The 25,740-nt window shown below is 31.9% G+C and carries 20 protein-coding genes, 1 pseudogene and 1 riboswitch; of the genes and pseudogenes, 4 read left to right on the top strand and 17 right to left on the bottom strand.

Features of this window, described 5'->3' with window-relative positions:
- The first annotated feature begins 54 nt into the window (after positions 1 to 54).
- A complete protein-coding gene (locus tag ACZ5B9_RS04750) occupies positions 55 to 1,791 on the top strand; it encodes an ABC transporter ATP-binding protein (protein ID WP_464423564.1) in 1,737 nt (578 codons plus the stop codon).
- A 12-nt stretch (positions 1,792 to 1,803) separates the two neighbouring features.
- Positions 1,804 to 3,543, top strand: a complete 1,740-nt coding sequence (locus ACZ5B9_RS04745; RefSeq protein WP_464423563.1) for an ABC transporter ATP-binding protein — start codon at positions 1,804 to 1,806, stop codon at positions 3,541 to 3,543.
- Positions 3,544 to 3,636: 93 nt separating this feature from the next.
- On the opposite strand, the gene ACZ5B9_RS04740 is transcribed toward ACZ5B9_RS04745, so the two are convergent.
- From ACZ5B9_RS04740 to ACZ5B9_RS04705, 8 genes are all read right to left on the bottom strand, one after another.
- Positions 3,637 to 4,407, bottom strand: coding sequence for a molybdopterin-binding protein (locus ACZ5B9_RS04740; protein WP_464423562.1), 771 nt, complete (start codon positions 4,405 to 4,407; stop codon positions 3,637 to 3,639).
- A gap of 105 nt (positions 4,408 to 4,512) precedes the next feature.
- Positions 4,513 to 6,207 carry an alpha,alpha-phosphotrehalase gene (gene treC / locus ACZ5B9_RS04735; RefSeq protein WP_464423561.1) on the bottom strand — a complete coding sequence of 565 codons (1,695 nt, stop codon included), beginning with the start codon at positions 6,205 to 6,207 and terminating at the stop codon, positions 4,513 to 4,515.
- Positions 6,208 to 6,348: 141 nt separating this feature from the next.
- On the bottom strand, positions 6,349 to 7,176 hold the full coding sequence (locus tag ACZ5B9_RS04730; protein WP_464423560.1) for a tRNA lysidine(34) synthetase: 828 nt from the start codon (positions 7,174 to 7,176) through the stop codon (positions 6,349 to 6,351).
- A 143-nt stretch (positions 7,177 to 7,319) separates the two neighbouring features.
- Positions 7,320 to 7,943 (bottom strand): tetratricopeptide repeat protein, encoded by a 624-nt coding sequence (locus ACZ5B9_RS04725; RefSeq protein WP_464423559.1) that lies wholly within the window; start codon positions 7,941 to 7,943, stop codon positions 7,320 to 7,322.
- 419 nt (positions 7,944 to 8,362) lie between these two features.
- Positions 8,363 to 9,094, bottom strand: a complete 732-nt coding sequence (locus tag ACZ5B9_RS04720) for a tetratricopeptide repeat protein (RefSeq protein ID WP_464423558.1) — start codon at positions 9,092 to 9,094, stop codon at positions 8,363 to 8,365.
- 156 nt (positions 9,095 to 9,250) lie between these two features.
- The gene (locus ACZ5B9_RS04715; RefSeq protein ID WP_464423557.1) at positions 9,251 to 9,802 is read right to left on the bottom strand and encodes a chromate transporter; all 552 of its coding nucleotides are present in this window, start codon (positions 9,800 to 9,802) and stop codon (positions 9,251 to 9,253) included.
- Complete coding sequence (locus ACZ5B9_RS04710; RefSeq protein WP_464423556.1) at positions 9,799 to 10,338, bottom strand: chromate transporter; 540 nt, start codon at positions 10,336 to 10,338, stop codon at positions 9,799 to 9,801. Before ACZ5B9_RS04710 ends, ACZ5B9_RS04715 begins: the two co-directional genes overlap by 4 nt.
- 120 nt (positions 10,339 to 10,458) lie before the next feature.
- On the bottom strand, positions 10,459 to 11,811 hold the full coding sequence (locus ACZ5B9_RS04705) for a M18 family aminopeptidase (RefSeq protein WP_006804396.1): 1,353 nt from the start codon (positions 11,809 to 11,811) through the stop codon (positions 10,459 to 10,461).
- Positions 11,812 to 12,137: 326 nt separating this feature from the next.
- Here ACZ5B9_RS04705 and ACZ5B9_RS04700 point away from each other — a divergent pair, with 326 nt between their 5' ends.
- The gene (locus ACZ5B9_RS04700; protein WP_464423915.1) at positions 12,138 to 12,281 is read left to right on the top strand and encodes a hypothetical protein; all 144 of its coding nucleotides are present in this window, start codon (positions 12,138 to 12,140) and stop codon (positions 12,279 to 12,281) included.
- Between the two features lie 1,161 nt (positions 12,282 to 13,442).
- On the opposite strand, the gene dapA is transcribed toward ACZ5B9_RS04700, so the two are convergent.
- The 8 genes from dapA to clpB all read right to left on the bottom strand — a co-directional run bounded on the left by dapA (position 13,443) and on the right by clpB (position 24,477).
- The gene (gene dapA / locus ACZ5B9_RS04695) at positions 13,443 to 14,327 is read right to left on the bottom strand and encodes a 4-hydroxy-tetrahydrodipicolinate synthase (RefSeq protein WP_464423554.1); all 885 of its coding nucleotides are present in this window, start codon (positions 14,325 to 14,327) and stop codon (positions 13,443 to 13,445) included.
- Between the two features lie 194 nt (positions 14,328 to 14,521).
- Positions 14,522 to 15,373, bottom strand: coding sequence for a diaminopimelate epimerase (gene dapF, locus ACZ5B9_RS04690; protein WP_464423553.1), 852 nt, complete (start codon positions 15,371 to 15,373; stop codon positions 14,522 to 14,524).
- A gap of 55 nt (positions 15,374 to 15,428) precedes the next feature.
- Positions 15,429 to 16,241, bottom strand: a complete 813-nt coding sequence (locus ACZ5B9_RS04685; protein WP_464423552.1) for an SDR family NAD(P)-dependent oxidoreductase — start codon at positions 16,239 to 16,241, stop codon at positions 15,429 to 15,431.
- 128 nt (positions 16,242 to 16,369) lie between these two features.
- Positions 16,370 to 17,587, bottom strand: coding sequence for an aspartate kinase (locus tag ACZ5B9_RS04680; protein ID WP_021770136.1), 1,218 nt, complete (start codon positions 17,585 to 17,587; stop codon positions 16,370 to 16,372).
- A 25-nt stretch (positions 17,588 to 17,612) separates the two neighbouring features.
- The gene (lysA, locus tag ACZ5B9_RS04675; RefSeq protein WP_374125382.1) at positions 17,613 to 18,923 is read right to left on the bottom strand and encodes a diaminopimelate decarboxylase; all 1,311 of its coding nucleotides are present in this window, start codon (positions 18,921 to 18,923) and stop codon (positions 17,613 to 17,615) included.
- A gap of 168 nt (positions 18,924 to 19,091) precedes the next feature.
- Positions 19,092 to 19,267: riboswitch (Lysine riboswitch) on the bottom strand.
- Between the two features lie 136 nt (positions 19,268 to 19,403).
- Entirely contained in the window at positions 19,404 to 20,324 is a 921-nt protein-coding gene (locus ACZ5B9_RS04670; protein ID WP_464422173.1) for a DDE-type integrase/transposase/recombinase, read from the bottom strand.
- A 76-nt stretch (positions 20,325 to 20,400) separates the two neighbouring features.
- Positions 20,401 to 21,636, bottom strand: a complete 1,236-nt coding sequence (locus ACZ5B9_RS04665) for a type I restriction-modification system subunit M (RefSeq protein WP_464423551.1) — start codon at positions 21,634 to 21,636, stop codon at positions 20,401 to 20,403.
- Positions 21,637 to 21,906: 270 nt separating this feature from the next.
- The gene (gene clpB, locus ACZ5B9_RS04660; RefSeq protein ID WP_464423550.1) at positions 21,907 to 24,477 is read right to left on the bottom strand and encodes an ATP-dependent chaperone ClpB; all 2,571 of its coding nucleotides are present in this window, start codon (positions 24,475 to 24,477) and stop codon (positions 21,907 to 21,909) included.
- A 367-nt stretch (positions 24,478 to 24,844) separates the two neighbouring features.
- On the opposite strand from clpB, the pseudogene ACZ5B9_RS04655 reads away from it, so the two are divergent.
- Positions 24,845 to 24,952 (top strand): annotated as a pseudogene (locus ACZ5B9_RS04655) (type II toxin-antitoxin system YoeB family toxin); the annotation flags it as partial.
- A 75-nt stretch (positions 24,953 to 25,027) separates the two neighbouring features.
- Here ACZ5B9_RS04655 and ACZ5B9_RS04650 read toward each other — a convergent pair.
- On the bottom strand, positions 25,028 to 25,717 hold the full coding sequence (locus ACZ5B9_RS04650; protein WP_464423549.1) for a hypothetical protein: 690 nt from the start codon (positions 25,715 to 25,717) through the stop codon (positions 25,028 to 25,030).
- Positions 25,718 to 25,740 lie beyond the last annotated feature (23 nt).

Genomic DNA, 25,740 nt, shown 5'->3' with positions numbered 1-25,740 from the left:
TTATTTTTTTGTTTAATAACGTATTTTCTTTGACAAGTGGATGGAGAGATTATTATGAAAGAATTGAAATATTTATTAAGTTTATCTGGTAAACATAAGATGAAGCTGATTTTTTCAGCAATATTCAGTATAATTGGTACAACATTGTCTGCTGTGCCTTATCTTCTTGTGTATCAGATTGTTCTGGAGCTTTTTAAGGCAAATATTGATTATTCAAGAATAAAATTCTGTGTTTTTATTGCGATATTTTTTATAATTGTAAAAATAATTATGCAAATTTTATCAGGGGTATTTTCACATATTGCGGCTTTTTCGATTTTGTACAAAATTCGAATTGATTTGATTGAGCATTTGTCAAAGCTGAATATGGGGTTTTTTAAGAAAAATATGACTGGAAAACTGAAAAAGATTATTAATGAGGATATTGAAAAATTGGAACTCTTTATTGTACATCAGATTCCAGATTTATCATCGGCACTTGTAACTCCGATAATATTTTTAGGGATTATGATTTACTTTAACTGGAAATTGACACTTGTTTTATTTATTCCAATTATTTTGAGCATAATGGTACAGGGAAAAATGTTTCAAAGTTATGGAAGTCGTGTAGAACATTATTATACTCTTCTTGCAAACTTAAACGCTACTATTATGGAATACATAAATGCAATGAACGTTATGAAAGCATTTAATCTTACTGCTAAATCATTCAAGAATTATCGGGATATTACTCAGGAATATGCAGATTACTGGATTGAGCTTACAGAACTAAGTGTGCCGTTTTACTCGATTTTTCTCTGTCTAACTGATTCGGGCCTGCTTTTCATTATTCCAGTTGGTGGACTTATGCTGTTTCATAATCAAATTTCAGTATCTGTGTATATTTTATTTATTTTGATGAGTACAATTTTTTTAAGCTCATTAAAGGCATTATTTGACTTGGCACACCATCTTTCAGCATTAACTAAAGGGCTAGGGAAGATTATGGAAATTAATAGGGAACAGGAGCAAAAATCTGGAAGTGTAAATTTTCCTTCTAATTTTTCAGGTTTTATAAAATATGAAAATGTAAATTTTGCATATAAAAATAAAAATGTTATAAATGATTTTTCTTTGGAAATAAAGGCTGGAACTTCAACTGCACTTGTAGGGCCTTCTGGCTCAGGAAAAACAACGATAGGACTTCTGCTTGGAAGATTCTGGGATATAAATAGCGGAAAAATAACAATTGATGGAACTGATATTAAGGACTTTGCTTACACAGGATTGGCTGACAATGTTTCATTTGTCTTTCAGGATACATTTATGCTTCACGATACTATTTTTGAGAATATAAGAATGGGGAAGGATTATTCGCTGGAAGAATTGGAAAATGCGGCAAAAAAGGCACAAATTCACGATTTTATAATATCCTTGCCTCAGAAATACGAAACTGTGATTGGAGAAGGAGGGATTAAGTTAAGCGGTGGGGAAAAGCAGAGAATTTCAATAGCTCGTGCCATTTTAAAAAATGCCTCAATTATTGTGCTAGACGAAGTTACTTCCTACTCCGACATTGAAAACGAAGCCAAAATTCAGGAAGCTTTACGTACTTTATTAAAAGGAAAAACTGCCATTATCATTGCTCACAGGCTTTACACAATAAAAAATGCCGATAATATCGTTGTGATGAATAAAGGACGTATTACCGAGCAAGGTTCTCATAAGGAGCTTCTGCAAAACAAGTCAGAATACTGGCATTTATGGAATTTATATAGCGATAATGATTTGATGGAAAATAAGGAAATTTAGGGGGTGCAGACAATGATTAACGATATTAGAAATATAAAAACTCTTGCTGGAAATAAATATAAAAATCTTAAAAATCCAATATTTTTTCTAACAATAGATGCCTTATTTTATATGATGAACTATGCAATGTTTTATTTTACAATTATTGATTTGATGAATAATAATTTTACGTTGAAAAAATTGATAATCTATACTTTTATTATGATTTTTGCAATTATTTGCAGATTTGTATTAAATCGTATCGGATATATCGGGATTCAAAGTGAGGGGGCTAAAATTATTCAGGATTTGAGAATCAGGATGGGTGATCATTTGAGAAATTTGAATCTAGGATACTTTAACAGTCACAACATTGGGAATATTATTAATATTATGACAAATGATTTACAAGATTTTGAGCAGGTTATAACTCACAGCACATCAGAAATTATAAAGTTATCTATACTGACAATTTATCTTCTGTTAATTATATTTGCAATTTCTCCCTTGCTTGCCATACTGCAACTAATAATCTCGCTGGCTGGATTAGTATTTGTCATTCTGGGAACGAAAAAAGGTGCAAAAATAGCTTTGAAAAAGAAGCATACTATGGATAATGTTGTTTCACGGATGGTGGAATATATTGCTGGAATGGAACTTTTTAAAGCATATAATCTGACTGGGGAACGATTTAAGAGGTTAAAGGACAGCTTTAATGATTTGAAAAGGGAAAGTATAAATACTGAAATTGCTCTTGCCCCTTATGTTATGATTTTTCAACTTATTACGGATATTTCCTTTGCCTTACTTCTGCTTATGTCTACACAACTTTTTATGGCTTCTTCCATTAATAAAGTAGAATTTTTTTCATACATAATTATTGGACTTTCACTTTCAAATGTGCTAAAAGCCTTTTCTACACAATATACTTTTATCCAATACTTGAAACTCGCCACAGATAAACTAATAAATGTGCATAATGAAAAGGAAATTTCCTATGAACTTGAAAAAGTTACTTTACCAAATTATGATATAAAATTCCAGAATGTAAATTTTTCTTATGAAAAAGACACTCCTATTCTAAAAAACATTACTTTTGAAGCAAAACAGGGGACAAAAACTGCCCTAGTTAGCTCGTCAGGCTCTGGAAAAACAACTGTTACCAGCCTTATTGCAAGATTCTGGGACTGCCAGTCTGGCGAAATTACCATTGGTGGAATAAATATCAAAAAAATATATCCTGAAGAACTGCTTACAAATATAAGCATAATTTTTCAAGATGTCTACTTGGTAAATGACACTTTTGAAAATAATATAAGGCTTGGAAAACCAAAGGCTACAAGGGAAGAAGTAATAAATGTGGCTAAAAATGCCAATTGCCACGATTTTATAATGGAAAGCGAAAATGGATACGACACTATAATTGGAGAAGGGGGCTCTACTTTATCTGGTGGAGAAAAACAGAGAATTTCAATCGCAAGAGCTTTATTAAAAGATACCCCAATTATCCTAGTCGATGAAGCCACAGCCTCACTTGATGCCGACAACGAACACGAAATAAGAAAATCACTAAGTATTCTTACAAAACACAAGACTGTAATTACAATCGCTCATAAACTCAACACAATAAAGGATTATGACAAAATTATAGTTATGTCCAACGGAATAATCGAAGAAATTGGAAATCATGAGCAGCTTATGGAAAATAAAAGGCGATATTACAAAATGTATACTGAAATGGAAAAGGCACAATCAGAATTTGAATTAATTTAATTAAAATTTCAATTCACTATATAAATTTAATTTAATATAAAAAACATACCCAGTCTCGAATTTTTCAATCTAAAATCTGGGTATATTTTTATTTTATTCTTCCTTTATTTCCTCCGCCTGCGGATAAATCTTGATAATTTCATTCGCAATTTTGTCAATTTCAGCAATCAGGTAATCTGTACTACCTCTATCGCCTTTCATTGCAATTCTTACATGAACGCAGCCTTCCTTTGCATAAGGCGCAACTGTTGGATTTGACATTTCAAAATAATCTTTTAGCCTGTCATCAATTTTCCCTTCTGGAACTCCCTTTATTTCAAGAGTTTTCATTAGCAAAATATCGTTTGAATATTTTTTTAAAAATGGCAAAACTTGATTATCCACCATCCAAGTCATTTCCCTTGGAGGCCCTGGCAATACTATTATTTTTTTATTATCTTTTTCATAAAAAAATCCTGGTGCAAGTCCAACTTCATTATCAAGCAATTCTGAGTTCTTTAAAATCGAAGCCTCTTTTCTCGCGCCAGAAGCAACTTCTCCAAAGCCCCTCTCATTATATTTTTTTACAATCAAGTCATAATATCGCTCTATCACTTCCAGCTCTTCCTCAAAATAATCGGCTACAACTTCTTTTGTAATATCATCAATTGTAGGTCCAAGTCCCCCAGTAGTAATTACCAAATCAACCCTTTTAAAAGCATTTTCCAGACACTCCATAAGCCGTCCGTAATTATCCCCAACAGTAGTCTGATAATACAAATCAATCCCAATATTTGTGAGCTTCGCTGAAATATATTGTGCATTTGTATTCACTATATCTCCAACTAATAATTCAGTTCCAACGCATATAATTTCTGTCTTCATTTTGATTTCCTTCTTTATTTTTTATTTAAAATACCACCAAATAAGTTTAAAAAACGATAATCCTATTTAACGGTAAAATTTATTTTTTATTATTCATAATTTTTATTATTTTTTAAAGATAGTTGATTCATAAGGTTTCAGAATAATTTTCCCGTCTTTAATTTCAGGTTCTGTTTCATAATTTGATAATAAAACTTGAGCATTTTCCAGTCCTGTAACTCCGTTTCCTTCCAGTTCAAATTCCACTTCAGGTTCATAGAAGTTACTGATTACAACTAATTCTCCATTTTCTCCAACACGTTTGTAGGCATAAACACTTTTATTTTCCAAATCAATGTCTTCATATCTTCCTGCTATCATTAATTCTTCATTTCTTCTTAAATCAATTAATTTTTTGTAATGATAGAATATTGAATTTTTATCTTTTAAAGCCGCTTCAGCATTAACTGTCCTATAATTTTCAGGCACTCCAATCCACGGAGTTCCAGTTGTAAATCCTGCATTTTCAGAATCATTCCATTGGACAGGCGTTCTAGAATTATCTCTCGATTTCTGCATTAAAATTTCAACAGCTTCTTCTTCAGAACATCCTTTATTGAGTAAAATTTTGTAATTATTAGTTGACTCAACATCACGATATTTACTAATATCATCAAAATACGGATTTGTCATTCCAAATTCTTCTCCCTGATAAATATAAGGCGTCCCTTGCAGTCCATGAAGAACTGTGGCAAGCATTTTAGCCGACTCCCTATGATATTCCTTATCATTTCCAAATCTTGACAATGCCCTTGGCTGATCATGGTTATTCCAGAAAGTCGCATTCCATCCATTTCCTTCATACATTCCAATTTGCCATTTAGAGAATATTTTTTTCAATTCCACAAAATCAAATGGTGCTTTCGCCCATTTTTCTCCATTTGGATAATCTACTTTTAAATGATGGAATGAAAATGCCATTGATAATTCCTTTTCATCAGGATTTGAATATCTGATACAGTTATCAAGGCTTGTAGAAGACATTTCTCCAACCGTAATAAGTTCTCCTCCTCCAAAGGCTTCTTTATTCATTTCCTTCAAAAATTCGTGAATTCTAGGTCCGTCTGTATAAAATCTTCTTCCATCAGGAATAAATCTTGTATCACCTCCGTCATCATTTAAAAATCTCTGATCCTTTGATATAAGGTTTATAACATCAAGCCTAAATCCATCGACTCCTTTATTTAGCCAAAATTTTATCATTTCATATACTTTTTTTCTTACATTTTCATTTTCCCAGTTTAAGTCAGCTTGCGTAACATCAAACAGATGTAAATAATATTGCCCTCTCTTTTCTGAATATTGCCAGGCATTTCCTCCAAATTTTGATTGCCAGTTTGTAGGCTCTTTTCCATCAACTGCATCTTTCCATATATAGAAATCTTTATATTCAGGATCTCCGGCTTCAGACTTTTTAAACCATTCATTTTCAGTTGAAGAGTGATTTACAACAATGTCCATTACTATTTTCAAATCTCTTTTATGTGCTTCTGCCAGCATTTCCTCAAAATCTTCCATTGTTCCGTAATTAGGATCAATATTGTAGTAGTCACTTATATCGTATCCATTGTCATTCTGTGGAGATTTATACATTGGAGTAATCCAGATTACTTCTACTCCAAGTTCCTTCAAATAATCAAGTTTCTCGATAATTCCTCTTATATCTCCTTCTCCGCTTCCAGTCGTGTCATTAAAACTTTTTGGATAAATTTGGTAAACTACAGATTTATGCCACCACTTTTGTTGGAACTTTTTTTTCATAAAATTCACTCCTAAATTTTTAATTTATTTTACAATTTCTTTTTAAATTATACTCCATTATTTCCATATATACAATCAAATTTTTAACTTTTCCTAAAAAAACTCATATATAAAAAGAGCAGTGAATAACTGCTCCTATTTTTATTCAACTTCCTTACCACCTGTATATCCAAACACATAATCTAAATTTATATTTTTCATCGAATTAAACACGCTTTGCTTGATTCCAGGATTTTTTTCCTCAAGTGCAGCAAGCAAGTCTTTTACTTCCCTACGTTTGCTCGAAGTCTTTCCAGCTTCGATTGTACATCCGCAATTCATCGCACGTATTCCATTTGTTTTCGTATAATCAATTATATCGGCTTCTTTTACATAAATTAATGGTCGAATCAACTCCAATTTCCCAGAAGTTGACGGAACTTTTGGGGTCATTGTTTTCATTGTACCAGCATAAAACATATTTATCAAAGTAGTTTCAATAACATCGTCAAAATGATGCCCAAGCGTCAATTTATTAAATCCCAGTTCTTCTACTTGTGAGTACAAAATTCCACGCCGCATTTTAGCACATAAAAAACATGGATAGTCCTTTGCCTTTTCATTCGCAATCTCCCAAATATTTGTATCAATAATCTCACACTCAATATTTAATTTATCTAAATTATTTTTAAAATTATCTAAATCCGAATGTCTAAAACCAGGATTTAAGCTAACCGCTTTAAAGTCAAAATTTTTTCGTCTATCTTTCTTCAATTCCTGAAACAACTTTACTAAAAGCAGGCTATCCTTTCCACCAGATACACCAATTGCAATCTTGTCCCCATCCTGTATCATATCAAAATCACTAATTGCCTTTAAAAACTTTGACCATATGCTTTTTTTATAAGTTGTCATTATACTTTTTTCAATTTCTTCCACATCCTTCATCGGACAATCTGGAAGAATAGCTTCACATACTAAATTTACCACTTTTCTCTCCCTTAATATTTTTTTAAATCATATTTTTAAATACTCAAATAATAAAAAGTTGTCATAGATAAGTTCAGTTACTTATTTTAAGACAACTTCATAAAGCAGAATTATTACTTTAACCATACATATTTAGTTTAATTTTAAACAATTCCTAAATTTGCTGCTCTAAAATTTAATTTTTTATCCTTTTTATCTTCTTCTATTACATTTTTACATTTATTTTCTATGTAATGTATTTTTTCAATTAGCCCTTCGTCTCTTGAGTCAATTCTAAATGCTGCCTTATATTCTTCAAGAGCTTTTCGATGTCGTCCCATATGTTCATATTTTCTAGCAAAATCAATGTGAGCAATATACATGTCAAAATCTAGGAATATAGCAAGTTCGTAACAGTCAACCGCTTCTGATATTTTTCCTTTTCTTGAATAAATATTTCCTAGTAAAAATAATACAAATGGCTCATCTTCTGTTCTTACGTCAAGTGCCTTGTTAAGGTTTTCCTCGGCTTTGTCAAGGTCTTCATTTTCGTAATATAAATATCCTAAAAATGCTAATATCTCAATTTCATCAGGTTTCAGCTTTACTAATTTTTCATAGATTTCAATTGCCTTGTCATTTTCCTTTAACGCATGATAAATAGATGCTAATGTTTTTAACACTTCCACATCATCAGGGTTCTCTTTTATTTTTTCCAAATTTTCTTTAAGAAGCCGCTCGTTATTTTCATTGTATCTTATTTCTCTAAAAATTAATGTTTCTAACATTATTTCCTCCTGCTACTGTATTTACTTTATATTAAAATATCTGTAATATTCTTTTAATTAAAAGCATGCTTTAAAAGTAGCATCTCCTTTCTTATTACATTATTTCCCATTTTTATATAGAATTTACTGAATTTATAATTGTAAATATATTCTTTACTCAATATTCCTGTATTTTTATATTTAAACTAAGATTATAAAACTAAAAAAAATTAAATTAAATATAAAAATATATAAATTTCTTCAATATTAATTTCTTGTATTCATTTTATCATAAATAACAATTTTAGTAAATAAGATTATTTATAAATTTTCTCTAATTTTAAGAAAAAATCAATTCAAATATTAATAAAACTTGTTTTTTTCAGATAATAACTGGACTTTCTTAAAATATGGCTGGTTATACGATAATTTATTTTATTTTATTTCAAGTTATTTAATTTCTTACTAGCTTCCTGACTTCCTGATTTTACAGCTTTTTCGTACCATTCCCTAGCTTCTTTTGTGCTTTTTTCCACACCTTTTCCAGCGGCATATAAATCTCCTAGAGCTTCATACATTGGAGCTGTAACATAATCCATCCTGTTGTCTGTTTTTTTATAAAGTTCTACTGCTCTTGCGTAATCGCCTGCCTTTTCATGAATTTTTCCTAAGTTGTATCGTGACGTCAAGTCTCCGCTGCTATCCCCAATTTCATAGTAAAATGCGGCATCATCAAGGCTTTTTTTCACTCCAAGCCCTTTCTCAGACATTATTCCCAAGTATCTTGGCCCTTTCATATCTCCGCCATCTGTCGCCTTTGAAAATGAATCAAAAGCCTTTTTATAATCTTTTTCCACTCCAAGTCCATCCAAATAAAGAATCCCGATGTTAGTCATTGCCCGGTAGCTTCCTTTTTCAGCAGCTTTTTTACTCCACTCCATGGATTTTTTATAATCTGCTTTTACTCCATTTCCGTGAAGATACATTTCTCCAAGTTCAGTTTGTGCCGATATATCTCCCTTTTCAGCTTTTTTTATCAATTCCTTGAGCTTATCATCCTGTCTATTTTCAATATTTAGCTTACTTTGAGAATTTTGTGATTTTTTATCTTTTTTACCACAGCTAAACAATAAAATTAATATTAATACTGCGATAGTATATTTTTTTTTCATAATTTTCCCTCTTTTCTTTCATATTCTTATCTCTTGCTGTAAATCAGCATTTATATTATGCCTTCATAATTATAAAATATTTTCATAGATTTTTATTTATTACAAAATTAAATTTCCTAATTCGATTATTTTTAAGTCTGTAAAAAATAAATATGTTTAGTAAATTATTATTCCTGCAATTGCCGCAATTACTGTAAGCAATATTGGATTCATTTTCCATTTTAACACAAGTGCCACAGAAATAATGAATATTGCTGCACTTTTCCAGTCTATAAAGTTCTTTTTATCAATCAGCATTATAGCTGCCGCCAGAATTAATCCGACAACAACGATTTTTAATCCTGCAAAAGCATTGTCCATATATTTATTGTCTTGAAATTTTAAATAAAATTTACTAAAAATTGTCATTATAATAACTGACGGAAGAATTAATCCCAATGTTGCTGCTGTCCCCATTATAAATGCATCCCAGAATCCAGCCTTGTTTCCAATCAGATAACCGACATAAGTTGCGGCATTTAATGAAATTGGTCCCGGCGTTACCTGTGAAATTGCCACAATGTCCGTAAACTGCTGTACATTTACCCATTTATGTAAATCTACAACATCTGCCTGAATAAGCGGTAAGATTGCATATCCACCACCAAAACTGAACATTCCAATTTTAAAAAATACAAAAAATAATATCAATAATATCCCTAAATTCATTTATTCTTCCTCCAAATCATCCAGACATTTCCTAAAAAAGCACCTAAAATAATCATAACAATAGGCGGAAATTTAAGAAATGCAACCATTACTGCCACCAAAATTACAATCCATAACGTTTTTCTATTAATTTTAGCCGATTTTCCAATTGTATAGACACTCGCGGCAATCAATGCAACTACCATCGGTCTTATAGCCTTAAAAGCCTTTATAACATATATGTTATCCTGTATATTGCTAAATAATGAAGCTATTACAAGAATAATTATGAACGACGGCAATGTTGCTCCCAGAACTGTAGTTATAAGCCCCAGCAATCTCTTCATCTTATACCCCACAAAAACCGAAACATTCACAGCCAATGCGCCGGGTGAAGACTGGGCAAGTGCCAAAAGCTTTACAAACTCCTCTTCCTCAATCCATTTTTTCTTATTCACAATTTCATTCTGTATTAGCGGAACCATGGCATATCCGCCACCGAGAGTAAATGTACCTATCTTAAAAAAAATCCAGAACAATTCCAAATATACTTTCATTCTACTACCTTTCTGCTATTTCGTATTATTTTCATTTTATCATAGATACTGTAAAAAAACAACAAACTTGCCATAAAAAAGATAGCCAATATACGGCTATCTCCTTAAAAATAATATTTTTTATCCTTTTGAAAAAAATTCCTTTGCCAGTTCCTTTAAGTAAAACACATCAAAAATTCCACATAATTCACGTACCGAATGCATCGCAAACATCGGAACTCCCAAATCCACTCCGTCTATATCAAGATGTGTGGAAGAAAGCGGACCGATTGTACTTCCTCCAAGTTCGTTTGATTCATTGACAAAAGGCTGAATCCGTATATCCGTTCCTTTTATAAGCTGTCTAATTACAGCAATTGAATATCCATCGGATGTATATTTCTGTTTTGCGCTAATTTTTATTGAAATTCCTTCATTTATTTTTCCACGATTTGTAGGATCCGTTTTTTCCAAATGTGCAGGGTGTGCAGCATGTGCAGCATCAGCCGACAAAATAAACGAATTTTCAAGCATCTGCAAAAAATCACTTCGATCAAGCCCTAACGATAAAGCAATTCTTTCCAGCGTATTCAAAAGATAATTGGAATCTGCTCCCTGTTTTGTAGCACTTCCTATCTCTTCGTTGTCAAACGCTACAAAAATGTTAATCTGGTCCTGACTCGCCTCCTCTTCCACAAGACCAAGAAGACCTGTATAAACAGAGGCAAGGTTGTCAAGTTTTGGAGATGACATAAATTCTTCATTTGCACCTAAAAGACATCCTTTTTCTGTTGCATATAAATACAAATCAAAATCAATTATATTTTCTTTTTTTATCCCTGTCTTTTCCAAAATAATTCTTTCAAGATAGCCTTCCTTCTCAAAATTTTGATTAATAAGTGAAATTACAGGCAAAACATCATTCTGTTTATCAATTTTTACTCCATTATTTACTTCTCTATTCTGATGAATTGCAAGATTTGGTATTGTCAAAAGCGGTTCATCTATCTTAATTTTTACAGTTTTTGGAAAAAATGGATCTTCTCCTTTCACAATAACACGTCCAGCAATGGAAAGAGGTCTATCAAACCACGTACTCAAAATAGGCCCTCCATAAACTTCTGTATTTAATCTCACCATATTTTCTGTAACCATTTCAGGATTAGGTTTTATCCTAAAACAAGGAGAATCGGTATGTGCTCCAAAAATCTTAAACCCTTTTCTCACATCAAAATTTTCACCAATTGTAATTGCAATTATAGTAGAGCTGGATTTTTTCAAAAAATATTTTCCACCTTTTTTTAGTTCCCATTTTTCACGAGGCATAACCCTCTCAAAACCATTTTCTTCTAAAATATCTGAACAATTTTTCACAACATGATAAGCACTGGGACTTTCATCAATAAATTCAATAACTTCCCTTGCAAAACTTTTTACTTCCATTTCGATAAAATTTTTCTGTATCTCTTCTAACTCTTTTGTTGTGTGTATCATCTTTATTCATTCCTCTCAATTTCTAATTTCCATTATTAAAAAACATTTCCCTATTAACAATATTGTACCCCATAATTTCAGATAATCAAAAAAATTTTTATATTTTTTTAAACTTTTTTCTTCTTGCGTTATACTATTTCCCATTAAATTACAAATTATTATATTTATACTATTCCCAATTTAAATAGCGAATGTTTAGATTTTTTAGATGAAAATTTTTTCCATAAATTTTTTAAAAATAGCTTTACAGTTGTCGTAATTTATGATATTATAGCTGATAGAAGAAGAGTTTTTCTAAAAAACTTCTAAATTCTTTTGGGAATAGAATCCAAAGATTAGCTTTTGAATGTTTATTGACTAGAGAAAAATATGAAATTCTTTTAAAAAAAGTAGAAAGATTTGCAGAAGAAGGTGATTTAATAAGAATACGCATACTTAACCAAAATGCAAAAATTGCCACGATACTGTAAAAATGGGACTTAGAACATACTTTTTACTTTTTTGGAAAAGAAAACTGAAAATTTAAGCAAGTCTCACGCAAATAGTCAAATAACATACCATAAAATAAGGGTTTAATTGCAGGTAGGTTATATACTCCGAGAGGAGACGGATACTTTCTATCTCAACAGTATTCTTAGATTTGTCTTCCAAAACAATTGTTATATACTCCGAGAGGAGACGGATACTTTCTATATCTTTTTCTCGCTTTCTATATGCAATTCCTTTTGACCAGTTATATACTCCGAGAGGAGACGGATACTTTCTATACCTGCGGCTACTATTGAAAGAATCGAAAAGGGCGGAGGTTATATACTCCGAGAGGAGACGGATACTTAGAATGCTTTTAGTACCATTTCTAAATGTGATTTTTAAGAAATTATATACTCCGAGAGGAGACGGATACTTTTTATCCAATCACTCCGTCATTTCTTTGGCTATATTTTAATAATGTTATATACTCCGAGAGGAGACGGAAACTAAGAAAGCAGAAATAAATTATGTTTTAAAATTAAAAATGTCTATAATAAGGCATTTTTTTTATCTTCATAAATTGTAATATTAATTGAGACATTTTACCAAATTTAAAAGTTTGAAACCTAAATATAATAATTTTTATAATTTATACTAACCCCCATTTAAATAACGAATTTAGTACAAACTTTTCTAATAAAGGATATAAACTTAATATTTTCAAGTAATTTAGATATAATTTTCATTTTTTAAACAGAGCCTGGTATAAGCTAGTCCGTCGGAGCATTTTTCTGTGCTGGCAAAACTGTTTGAGCATAGCGAGTTTTTTGTCAGTGCAGAAAAATGTCGTAGACTAGCCATAGGTTATTGCGTAGCAATCTTGCCACAATTTTAATTATTAGCATAAACCTTTACTGCAAGATAAGGTTTTGCGGCAATGAGCAATCCTACGAAAATAAAAAAGAAAAAAGTTGAATAATTATGAACTAGCTATTGAACAACCTATTATAAAAATTTATTCTCATTTTTAAACGGAGTTTAGTATGATTATGAAAAAATCACCGTTAAAAATTTAGTAGAAAAAGCAAATATCAATAATAAAAAAACTGGATTTTACTCCAGCTCTTTTCATAATTCAAAATTTTCCAGCAAATAAAAAATTAAAAAATCCCTTTTTCTTTAAACACTTTTGTCAATTTCCCATAAGTATCGGCTTCAGCTGCCGTCAACGGCAATCTTACTATGTCATTGTCAAGTTTTCCAAGTATTTTCATAGCAGCCTTCACAGTTACAGGGTTTCCTTCTACGAACATGTTTCTGCTTACATCGTATAATTTTGTGTGCAGTTCAAATGCCTTATCAAAGTTCTTGTTTAAGAATGAACTGATTAAATCGCTCATTTCTTGAGGCATTATGTTGGCAACTACTGAAACGACTCCTTTTGCACCGATTGACAGCATTGGCAGGATCAGGTGATCTTCCCCTGAAAGAATTTCAATTTTATCTCCACATAAATCCTGAATTCTTATCATTTGTTCAAGACTTCCTGTTGCTTCCTTTACAGCTACAATTTCAGGCAGTTCAGCCAGTTTTGCGATTGTTTCTGCTTCGATATTTGTTCCTGTTCTTCCAGGCACATTGTAAAGCATTATAGGAAATTTTGCTTCCTGCGCAATTGTTTTGTAATGTTCATAAAGTCCTCTTTGACTTGGTTTATTGTAGTATGGGCAAGTGCTTAACGCTGCATCTGCTCCCAGTTCCTTCGCATATTTTGTAAGTTCTATCGCTCTTGTTGTATTATTTGATCCTGCCCCTGCGATTACCTGTATTCTTCCTTTCACTTCTTCCACAACTATCTTTATTACTTTTTCATGTTCTGCAAATGTCAGAGTTGGAGCTTCTCCAGTAGTTCCGCAGGGTACTATTCCAGATGTTCCATTTTCAATGTGATAATTTACCAATTCTCTTAATTTATCTTCATCCAATTCCGTTCCATTATTTTTAAATGGCGTAATTAAAGCCACATACGAACCTTCAAATTTCATTTTATTCCTTCTTTCCTTAATTTAGTTTCCTAATTTTTTTATTTTATTCCTATTTAAAATTTTAAATATAACTAAACTCTATCTAAAAAGTGCAAATTATATTTTAAAAAGGCTTAATTTCATTGCTGAATAGTATTTACTTTTAAATTTATAATTAACTTAATTATTACGCTGAAAATAATACAATATCCAAATTATCTTTGATATTTATACAATCCTTCAGCTATTTTTTCACTAGGTCCTGTCATAAAAGCATCATTTTCTCCACCTTCATACTCAATAACAAGCTGACCGCCTGGAACTTTTACATTTACCTTGCTATCTACAAAATCAAAAGTTCTGGCAAGTACAGCCGAAGCTGTAGCTCCTGTTCCACAAGCCAATGTCCGCCCTGCTCCACGTTCCCAAGTGATTACTTCTATATGCTCCCTGTCATACACCTTTACAAAGTTTACATTGACTTTTTTGGGAAATAAGTCAGTATAATTCTCAATTTTTTTACCAAGCTCATCAATGTTATAATCTACAAAGTCATTTACAAATATTACAGAATGGTCAGTTCCCATAAAAATATACGAAATTTCAATTTCTTTTCCATCAACATTGATTTTTTCTCTTAAAAACTGCTCTTTTTCAGTATTTATCAAGTCTTTTACGTTAAAAACAGGTTTTCCCATATTCACTCTTGCTGAAAAATCATCTTTTTCCTCATCATAATTTACTCTTATCATCAAGTCCCCAGGAACTGTTTTTACAACAAATTCATCCCCTTCAACTAAATGATTATTTACAAGATAATGTGAAAAACATCTTATTCCATTTCCACACATTGGCGCTTGACTTCCATCTCCATTAAAGAAAAACATAAATGGCATGCTTGCCACATATTTTAAAATAATCAGACCATCCGCACCTATTCCAAAATGCCTGTCACAAACCTGACTAGCAAATTCCCCATATTCAGGTATCCCCTTTTCAATTAGTTCCCTTTCAGTAACAATAATAAAATCATTCCCCGCACCTTGATACTTTTCAAATTTTAACATTTCAAAACCTCCTTTAATTTTTAAAATATTCTCAACTTATACTAAAATTTTTTTATTAAGAATCTTTCTTTTTTTCCTGAATTTTTCTAGCTATTCTTACAACAAACTTTCTTGAAAAAAATCTAGTTCCAAAAACTGCAATTCTATTAAAAATTCCAGGAATTATAATCATTTTCCCCTTCTGAAATTCCTTATAGCCGATTTCAGCCACTTTTTTAGCTGTCATAACTTTCATTCGTTCAAAAAGTGAACTTTCTTCCAAATTACTGCTTTTTTCAAATTCAGTAGCTGTTGGACCAGGACAAAGAGCACATATTTTTATATTTTTCGTGCGAACATCATTTTTCATTTCTTCCCTAACCGCTTCAGTAAACGACTGCACAAAGGCCTTGCTCGCATAATACGTGCTCATCAGAGGTCCCGGCATAAAAGCAGCGACTGAAGAAACATTTAATATCTCGCCTCTTCCATCTTTTATCATGTCAGCCAAAAACAGCCTTGTCAATTCTACAATTGCCTTTATATTCAAATTTATCATTGCATCATTTCTTTTCATCGTTTCCTCATCAAATTCAGAAAACCTTCCATAAATACCAGCTCCAGCATTATTCACAAGCGTATCAATTTTAAGATTGCTAGATTTTATCTGATTATAAAGCCTTTCAGCAGCCTTTTCCTGCGACAAGTCATTTTCAATCACAGTTACTTTAATATTTTTAGAAATTTCCTCAAAAATTTCTTTTTGCAGCATTCCCAATTTATCCCTGTTTCGTGCCACAATAACCAAGTCATGTCCATTTTCTGCATAAATTTTAGCAAGTTCATATCCAATTCCACTGCTTGCCCCTGTTATCAAAACTCTTTTCATAAAATTTCCTTTAAAAATGCTTTATCTAGTTCACATTATAAAATTTATTTTTTTTAATAATCTTTGAATTGCTTAAAAAGATACTTTGATATAGTTTCATTACTATTCTTTTAACTCAGACTCTCCTTTTACAAATCAAATTCCTTAGCAAATAATTCAGCTACTCTTTTTCCCATAACTTCATCTACAACTAATGAAATACTAATTTCTGATGTAGAAACCTGATGGAAGCTTATGTCATTTTCTGAAAGAATTCTAAACATTTTGGCAGCAACTCCAATGTTGCTTATCAGTCCTATTCCTACTACAGAAACTTTTGTAATGTAAGGATTTATTATGAACGATGTTCTTGGAAATTCTGCTTCTATTTCTGCTCCAATTTTTTCAAGTGCGGCAATGTCTGTTTTTGGACAAGTAAAGGCAAAGCTTCCGTGATGGCTTGTTACATCATTTTGACTTATTATATCAATGTTTATTCCGTTTGCTTCGGCTCTTTTGAAGATTTCATACACGTTTTGTGCATTTGTTGGAATTTCCTCCACGTTTACCATTACCATATTTTCATTGATTGATACCCCTGTTATTACTTTTTGCTCCATTTCCTTATTCTCCTTTGTTTTTTCTCTCGATGTTATAATCGTTCCGTTTTTTTCTCCAAGCGATTTTCCAACGTAAATTTCTACACCATATTTGCTTCCAAGTTCAACAGCTCTAGGCTCCATTACTCCAGCTCCCAGAAAAGCCAGCTCCATCATTTCATCATAAGAAATTACAGATAATTTTTTTGCCTTTTTATAAACTCTTGGATCAATTGTATAAATTCCGTCAACATCTGTGTAAATTTCACATCTTCCACCAAGCGCCGCAGCCAGAGCCACTGCAGATGTATCAGATCCTCCTCGTCCCAAAGTTGTCACATCGCCTGCTTCATTTACTCCCTGAAACCCAGCTACAACTACAATTTTTCCTTTTGATAAATGTTCTTTTATTTCTTTTCCGTTAATGTCCTCGATTCTGTTTTTTGTATAATGTCCGCTTGTTTTTATTCCTGCCTGAGCCCCTGTAAGCGAGATAGCCTCGTATCCAAGCGTCTGTAAAGCAATGCTAAGCAATGCAATTGTCTGCTGCTCTCCCGTCGACATCAGCCTGTCCATTTCCCTCAAATCAGGTTTATCGGTAATTTCGTGAGCCAATTTTATTAAGGCATCTGTAGTTTTTCCCATTGCTGAAACCACGACAACCACATCGTTTCCAGAATCCTTTACACTTCCTAGATATTTTGCGATATTCATTATTTTCTCCGTTGTAGCAACCGAAGTTCCACCATATTTATGCACAATAATCACAATAAATTCACCTCTTTCTTATTTTTTATAAATCAAAAATTTCATCATTTCTAATCAGATCATCCAGTGTTTCTCTTTTTACCGCAACTTTAGCTTTTCCATCCTTTACAAATACAACTGCTGGCCTCATCATTCTGTTATAATTGCTTGACATTGTGTAACAATATGCCCCTGTTGTCGTTACTGCCACAATATCTCCAATTTCTGTTGCTTTTGGCAATTTTCCTTTTTCAATAATAATATCCCCTGATTCACACAGTTTTCCTGCCAAAGTTATTTCTCTTACATCTGTGTCATTTAGCTTGTTTACAACTCCAGCTTCATATTCTGCCTGATATAATGCCGTTCTTATATTGTCCGACATTCCTCCATCTATAAACACATACGTTTTTCCGCCGACTGTTTCCTTAATTCCTCCAACTTCGTACAAAGTAGTTCCCGCATTTCCAACGATACTTCTTCCTGGCTCAATACAAAGTTCCTTAAATCCAATCTGATATTTAATTTCCATTGCTTCCGTGTATGTTATTATTTCACTCAGAACTTCCTCTATCGGTTTTGGATCATCTCCTTCTTTATAGTAAACTCCAAATCCTCCACCCATATTTACTGTGTGAACTACTATTCCCAATTCCTTTTTCAATTTATCCAAATATTTAAAAATCTCATCTAGAGCAAATATAAAGAACGCCGATTGGAAAATTTGCGAACCGATATGCGTATGAAATCCTTTAAATTCTATCCATTCGCTATCATTCAGCCTTTTAATTATATCAAATAAATTATCCTGAAACAATGAAATTCCAAATTTTGAAGTAAGCCCAGAAGTTTTTATATAATGATGCGTATGTGCCTCTATTCCTGGATCGATTCTCACAAGCACAGCCTGTTTCTTCCCTTTTTCACGGCAAATTCTCTCAATTTTATCAATTTCATCCTCATTATCAACAACAATCGTATCAATCCCAAATTCGACAGCCATTTCAATTTCATTTAACAATTTATTATTTCCATGTAAATGAACTTTATTCATCGGAAATCCCGCTTTATGAGCAGTATAAAGTTCTCCACCCGAAACAACATCTAAATCCAGCCCTTTTGATTCAACCAGTTTAATCATCCCTGTTGATAAAAACGCTTTTCCAGCATAAGCAATTCTTGTATTAAATCTCGTTGACTTAAATGCCTCTTTCATTTTATCTATCGTTGTTTCAATAAGCTCCTGATCCATCACATAAAGTGGCGTTTTAAATTCTTTCACGAGTTCAACTGTATCTACTCCTCCTATTGATAAATTACCATTTTCATTAACTTTCGACGTTCCAAATAATTTCATATTTCTACAGAAACTTTTTAAAAATAAAAAATTTCCTTCTCCTTTCAGTATTTTTGTTTTTTGGATAATAAAAAATGCCGATAACAAGCATCAGCATATAAAACATATATCTAAAAATTTTTATTATTTTTATTTAAAACTAAAAAACTTAAAAAATTTATATGAATTATATCTGACAGCTCCCCATTATCCTTTGATAATGACAGTCCTATGGATATTCTCCATAGCCCCAGCAATAAAGATAGTCAATCCCTACGCTTCGGCAATTATTCCTTTCAACTTATTTCACAGAATCGACTTTTCTCCGTAAATTTACTTTTAATAATTGCACCTCTATCACATAATATTTATCATTATAACTAATTTTTTCATATTTGTAAAGTTTTTTTCAAAATTTTGTATATGAATATTGTATAGATGTCAAACATTTGTTACAAAAATATATTAAAAAAAATATTTCTTTCCTAATGTATCTTTAACCTACTGATTTTCCTTGTACTCTTTTAATACTTCATTTGGACTCTTAAAGCCCAGTACTTTTCTTGATATGTTGTTGTATCTTGTATTGTATTTCCTTATTGCCCTTAACAGTTCTTCCTTGCTTTTAAATTTCTTGTCCCCATAGTACTTGCTGTCAAGCCTGTGGCTTCTTTCCACTTTTCCATTCTCCCATGGCGAATATGGACGGGTTGTCACGTACTCTATCCCCTTCTCCTCCAGTTTCACCTCAAACAGCGTTTTCTTATCACTTTCAGAATTTGTGAACTCTTTCCCATTGTCTGTCTGAACTTTCTTTATGTCAAATCCCAGCTCCCTTTCCAAGTTCTCTAGAAACTTTGCGGTCTGATAGGTGCTTTTTTCATCTGCTATCCTTAACACTCTTTTTCTTGTATATTCATCTAATGCCGTTATTTGATAATACTTCTGGTCACGTGTGCCAAACTGTATGCATTCTTCCGGAACATATTTTATGTCTATCTGTACTCTTTCCCCAGGGTACTTCGCCTGTTCAGCCTTCTTTTTTCTTTTATGCGGCTTTTTAATGTTTTCTTTGGCATTGCCCTTCATTTTCCTTATTATCCTGCACATTGAATCGTATGTACGGCTGTAGCCTTCCTTTCTCGCTTTGACATAAACTTCTGCCAGCCCTTCATAGCCAAATTTCCTGTATTTTTTCATAACCAGTTCTATTTCTTCCTGCGTGTGCTGGTTTGGGTGGCTTTCAGGTCTTCTGCTTTTTGGCAGAAGAGACTGGACTGTGCCGTCGTATCTGTCTCTCCAACGTTTTATCTGCTGACGTGATGTTTTATATTTCACTGCTGCCTTTGAATTATTATTATGTTTTATTGCATACTCAATTGCCCGTTGACGAACACGGTATATTTCTGATATACTACTCATATGAAAGGTTTCTCCTTAATGTGGTTTTGGTTGGCTTACATTATATCAGAAACCTTTCTTTTTTTGTATATTCTTGTCACATATGTATTATCTCACAACATGTTCCAAAAAACAGATTTTCCGGCAGCTGTATCACACAATCTACAAAGTTATTATCTACTAAATATTTACGAATTGTTCTCTCTGCTCCTTTACGATAAAAAATACCGGGAAAACATACTATTGCTGCTCTACCTTTGCTAGATAAATAACTTAAAGAATGCATTATAAATGCATAATCTGCATAGGATTTTGGTGCGAGCTTTCCAGCAGGTGCAAAACGTACATCATTGATAAGTGTTGGATCCCCATCCCCTACCCATTTAATCGAATATGGAGGATTAGAAACAATTGCATCAAACGGCTTTTCATCATTATGCAATGGATTAAGTAAGGTATCTCCACGTTTTATTGAAAAATTATTATAGTTTACATTATGTAAAAACATATTCATACGAGCCAGGTTAAAGTTAGTCATATTTATTTCCTGCCCAAAAAATCCCTCATCAATAATATGTTCCTCAAACTGTTTTTTCATTTGAAGCAACAACGAACCACTTCCACATGTCGGGTCATATACTTTATTGATATTTTCTTTTCCTTCCATTACAAGTCTTGCCAAAAGTTTAGAAACTGTCTGCGGTGTAAAAAATTCTCCTCCAGATTTTCCTGCATTACTGGCATAATTTGAAATCAGATATTCATATGCATCTCCAAAAGCATCTGTATCATTATGCTGTAAACTTCCAAAATTAATTTCAGAAATTCCTATTAAAATATCTGCTAATCTTGTATTTTTCTCTGCTACCGTTCCACCTAGACGGTTACTGGTTGTATCGACATCTTCAAACAATCCTTTAATATCATTTTCCGATTCAAAACCAATAGCACTTGCCTCAATGGATTTAAAAATATTAGCCAAATCAGTATTTAAATTTTGATTATTTCTCGCTGTTTTTACAACATTCTGAAATAATTGGCTTGGTAAAATAAAAAAAACTTTATCTTCTACTGTATTAGGTCTAAAATCTTCTTCTGCTTCTTCATCAGAGATATCTGCATAATTAAATTCTAAATCTCCAGCTTCATGTTCTGCCTTATTAAAAAATTCCACCATGTTCTCAGAAATAAATCTGTAGAATAAAATTCCTAAAATATACTGCTTGAAGTCCCAACCATCTACTGCTCCACGTACATTATCAGCAATAGACCATATTTTTCTATGCAGTTCTGCTCTTTGCATCATCTCATTTGACCCTTTTGTGTTATTCATTTTTTATTTCTCCTATTTTACTTTATTTTTTTTCTATTTATAAAACTCTATAAACTTATACCTTTTCTAATTATTTTTTATTTCACTCATTTATCCACTTAAAATAATATTATTTTTATAAATACATTATATTTATTTTATAAAAAATTGTCAAACAATATGTTTATTTTTACATCTTTTCTCAAAAAAAAGAAGTATCATTTCTGATACTTCTCTATTTCCTAAAAACTCACTTCAAAAAATACTTTAAAGTTTTATTCAATTCCTAATTTATTTCTTCACATCGTAAATCAATTTTTCCCCATCACTATCCAGCACAACTGTACTATTTTCAGGTACTTCATTACTCAAAATCATTTTCGATAAGTTAGTTTCTATATCTTTTTGAACAAAACGTTTTAGAGGTCTTGCTCCGTAAGCCGGGTCATAAGCCTCGTTTACGATGTAGTCCAGAGCTTTGTCTGTAAATTCAATTTTTATATATTGTTCCTTTAATTTATCGTTTATTTCATCAAGGATAAGTGAAATAATATTTTTCACACTTTCTTTTCCTAATGCTTTAAATACGATAATATCGTCAATTCTGTTTAAGAATTCTGGCTTGAATCTATGTTTCATTTCGTTTAACACAGCCTCTTTTGTTGGCTCGGAAACTTGCGGATCTTCCAATATGATTTCACTTCCAATATTTGAAGTCATAATGATAATTGTGTTCTTAAAGTCTACAACTTTTCCTTTACCATCTGTAAGCCTTCCATCGTCAAGTAGTTGCAACAGAATATTAAATACATCTGGATGAGCCTTCTCAATTTCGTCAAACAAAATTACTGAATAAGGTTTTCTTCTTACTGCTTCTGTCAATTGTCCACCTTCTTCGTATCCTACATACCCTGGAGGCGCTCCGATTAATCTTGTGGTGCTGAATTTATCCATGTATTCACTCATATCAATTCTAATAATATTGCTTTCATCGTCAAACAGGTTAAATGCAAGAGTTTTTGTCAAATAAGTCTTACCTACCCCTGTTGGTCCTAAGAAGATAAATGAACCAATTGGACGGTTTGGATCTTTTAATCCAGCACGTGAACGGATTATTGTGTCACTTATTGTTGTGATTGCTTCATCTTGTCCGATTACTCTTTTCATCATTTGTTCTGCAAGATGTAAGATTTTTTCACGCTCTCCTTGTAATAATTTTGAAACTGGTATTCCAGTCCATTTTCCAACAATTTCTGCTATTTCTTCACTGTCAATTTCCTGTTTTAATAATTTATTTGCATCTGGATTTTGATTTTTGGCTTTTTCTTCTTCATCTGCCCTTTGTTTTTCCAGTGCTGGCAATTTACCGTATTGCAGTTCAGCCAGTTTGTTATAGTCATTTTTTCTCTGTGCATCAGCAATTTGAAGTTTAACTTTTTCAATTTCTGTATTAATATTTTGAATCTTTTCAACTTCCTGCTTTTCACTTTCCCACTGTGCCTTAAATGCAGCTTTTTTCTCGTTAAGTTCTGCCAATTCTTTTTCTAATGTAACAAGTCTATCCTTAGAAGCCTGATCTTTTTCCTTCTCAAGTGCCACTTTTTCAATTTCAAGCTGCATAACACGTCTTGTCACTTCATCAAGTTCTGTCGGCATTGAATTAATTTCAGTCTTTACTTTTGCAGCTGCCTCATCAATCAAGTCAATCGCTTTATCTGGTAAAAATCTGTCATTTATGTATCTGTCACTCATTGTAGCCGCAGTAACTATAGCATTATCCGTAATTCTAATTCCATGGAAAATCTCAAATTTTTCTTTCAATCCACGTAAGATTGAAATTGTATCTTCCACAGTCGGCTCATCTACCATTACAGGCTGAAATCTACGCTCAAGTGCCGCATCCTTTTCGATATATTTTCTATATTCGTCAATTGTAGTAGCTCCGATAACCTTTATTTCACCACGTGCAAGCATTGGCTTCAAAAGGTTTCCAGCGTCCATAGATCCTTCTGTTTTCCCAGCACCCACAATATTATGTACTTCATCAATGAAAAGAATTATTCTTCCTTCACTTTTTTCAATTTCTTCCAATACCGCTTTTAATCTTTCCTCAAATTCCCCACGATATTTCGCTCCTGCAACCAAGGCACCCATATCAAGTGAGAAAATTGTCTTGTCTTTCAAGTTTTCAGGCACATCACCTTTTAGTATTCTTTGTGCAATCCCTTCTGCAATGGCTGTTTTCCCAACTCCAGGCTCTCCAATCAGAATCGGATTATTTTTATTTCTTCTTGATAAAATCTGTATAGCCCGTCGAATTTCATTATCTCTTCCAATAATTGGATCAAGTTTACCTTTTCGAGCCAGTTCAACCAGATCTTTTCCAAATTTATCTAATGCTTCGTATGTACTTTCTGGATTATCTGTCATAATTTTTCTACCTCCTCTTACATTTTCAAGTACAGTTTCAAACTGTTTCTTGTTTATTCCGTAATCTTTCAAAAAGCTGTTATTATCATAACTTGCCAAAAACAAATGTTCTGTACTAATATAGCTGTCTCCCATTTTCTTTGCAATATCTCTTGCTCCAACGAGAACTCTATTTAATTCACTATTTGCTCTTGGCTCACTATTTCCGCCTTCAATCTTAGGAAAACTTTCTAGTTTGCTCTCAATCTTCCTAATCATATCAGTCGTATCAATTCCCATTTTCTTAAGCACGCTAGGAATCAATCCATCCATCTGCCCCACAAGTGCAAGCAGTAAATGTTCCACCTTTATATCAGAATGTCTGTATCTAATCGCAAAGTTATTAGCCTCTGAAATAGCCTCAAAACTTTTTTGCGTAAAGTTCTGTTCCATATCCATCACCTTTTTCTTTTTAAATTTTTCTAATTAAAATTATTTTTATTTTATTAGCACTCTACTTATATGATTGCTAACAAATATAATATATCACTATTTAATATTTTTGTCAATCTTTTTTTGAAAATTTTTTTACATTTTTTCAAAAAATTTATAATATACTCAACAAAGAATGTAATTATAGTATTTAGAAAATATAAAATATTTTTTAAAATTTATAATAATATAAAAATCAGAACCAAATTACTAGTTATCTAAACTTTTTGTATAGCAAACAAAATATGGAACATCTAAATCAATCAATCCAAAATGTAAAAGAGGGAAAAACTACATTAAAAGAACACGAATTAATTGAGGTGGAATAGTGAAAAAAGTATGGTCTGATGAAGCATGGGAAGAATATCTCTATTGGCAAACTCAGGACAAAAAAATTATAAGAAAAATAAATAATTTAATTAAAGATATAGACAGGAAAATACTCCATATTTACGTAAAAAATTACAAATTTTGAATATGATTGCCACTTATTTACATTATTCTGATAAAATTATTTTGTATTCTTTTTATTTTTTGTTAAATATAATATTTGCAATATTAAACAAAGAATTAAACTCAATACCCAAAAAATTCTTTTCTTTTTTATTCTTTTTTCGATATTCTCTGCGTATTTTATATCTTTTTCACTCTTCAGTTTACCCTGTGTAAGTTCACATGCGTCTCTATACCAATTTGACAATTCTCTATCCGTCCCAAACTTATCTACAAAAAATCTAGGATTTTTTAAACTTAATTTTTTTAAATTAAATTTCCTCATTACTTCTTCTTTTGTTAAGTGATATTTAGTCTCATTTGAAGTTACATAAAAATATCCCGAATGTTTATTTACATATTCTTTTACTGCCAGTTCATCTCCATTTGGTGGATTACTAGCATACGCTGGGCTTTCTTCCATAATTTCATCAAAGGAGTAAACATAACCTATCCATACATCTCGATTTTTCATCAATCCTTTCACATACGCTCTTCCTGCATCATCCTGCTCTTCCCCGCCAAAATTAATATTAAATAATAAATCACTGCTCTTAACAATCGGATCAATTGTATTTGGAATCAATCTTCTATAAACTTTTTTATTGTGCAAAGACAAACTCATATTTTCAGTTATTGGAAATCTATAAAAATACCAAATCGTAATCCACAATAAAATTATATTTATTCCTAAAAATACTTTTTTCATGATATCTTCTCCTAAAAAATATG

The organism is Leptotrichia sp. SK-5 (genome assembly GCF_055387215.1).
Note: the sequence above shows the minus strand (reverse complement) of the source record. Positions and strands in the feature narration are given on the sequence as shown.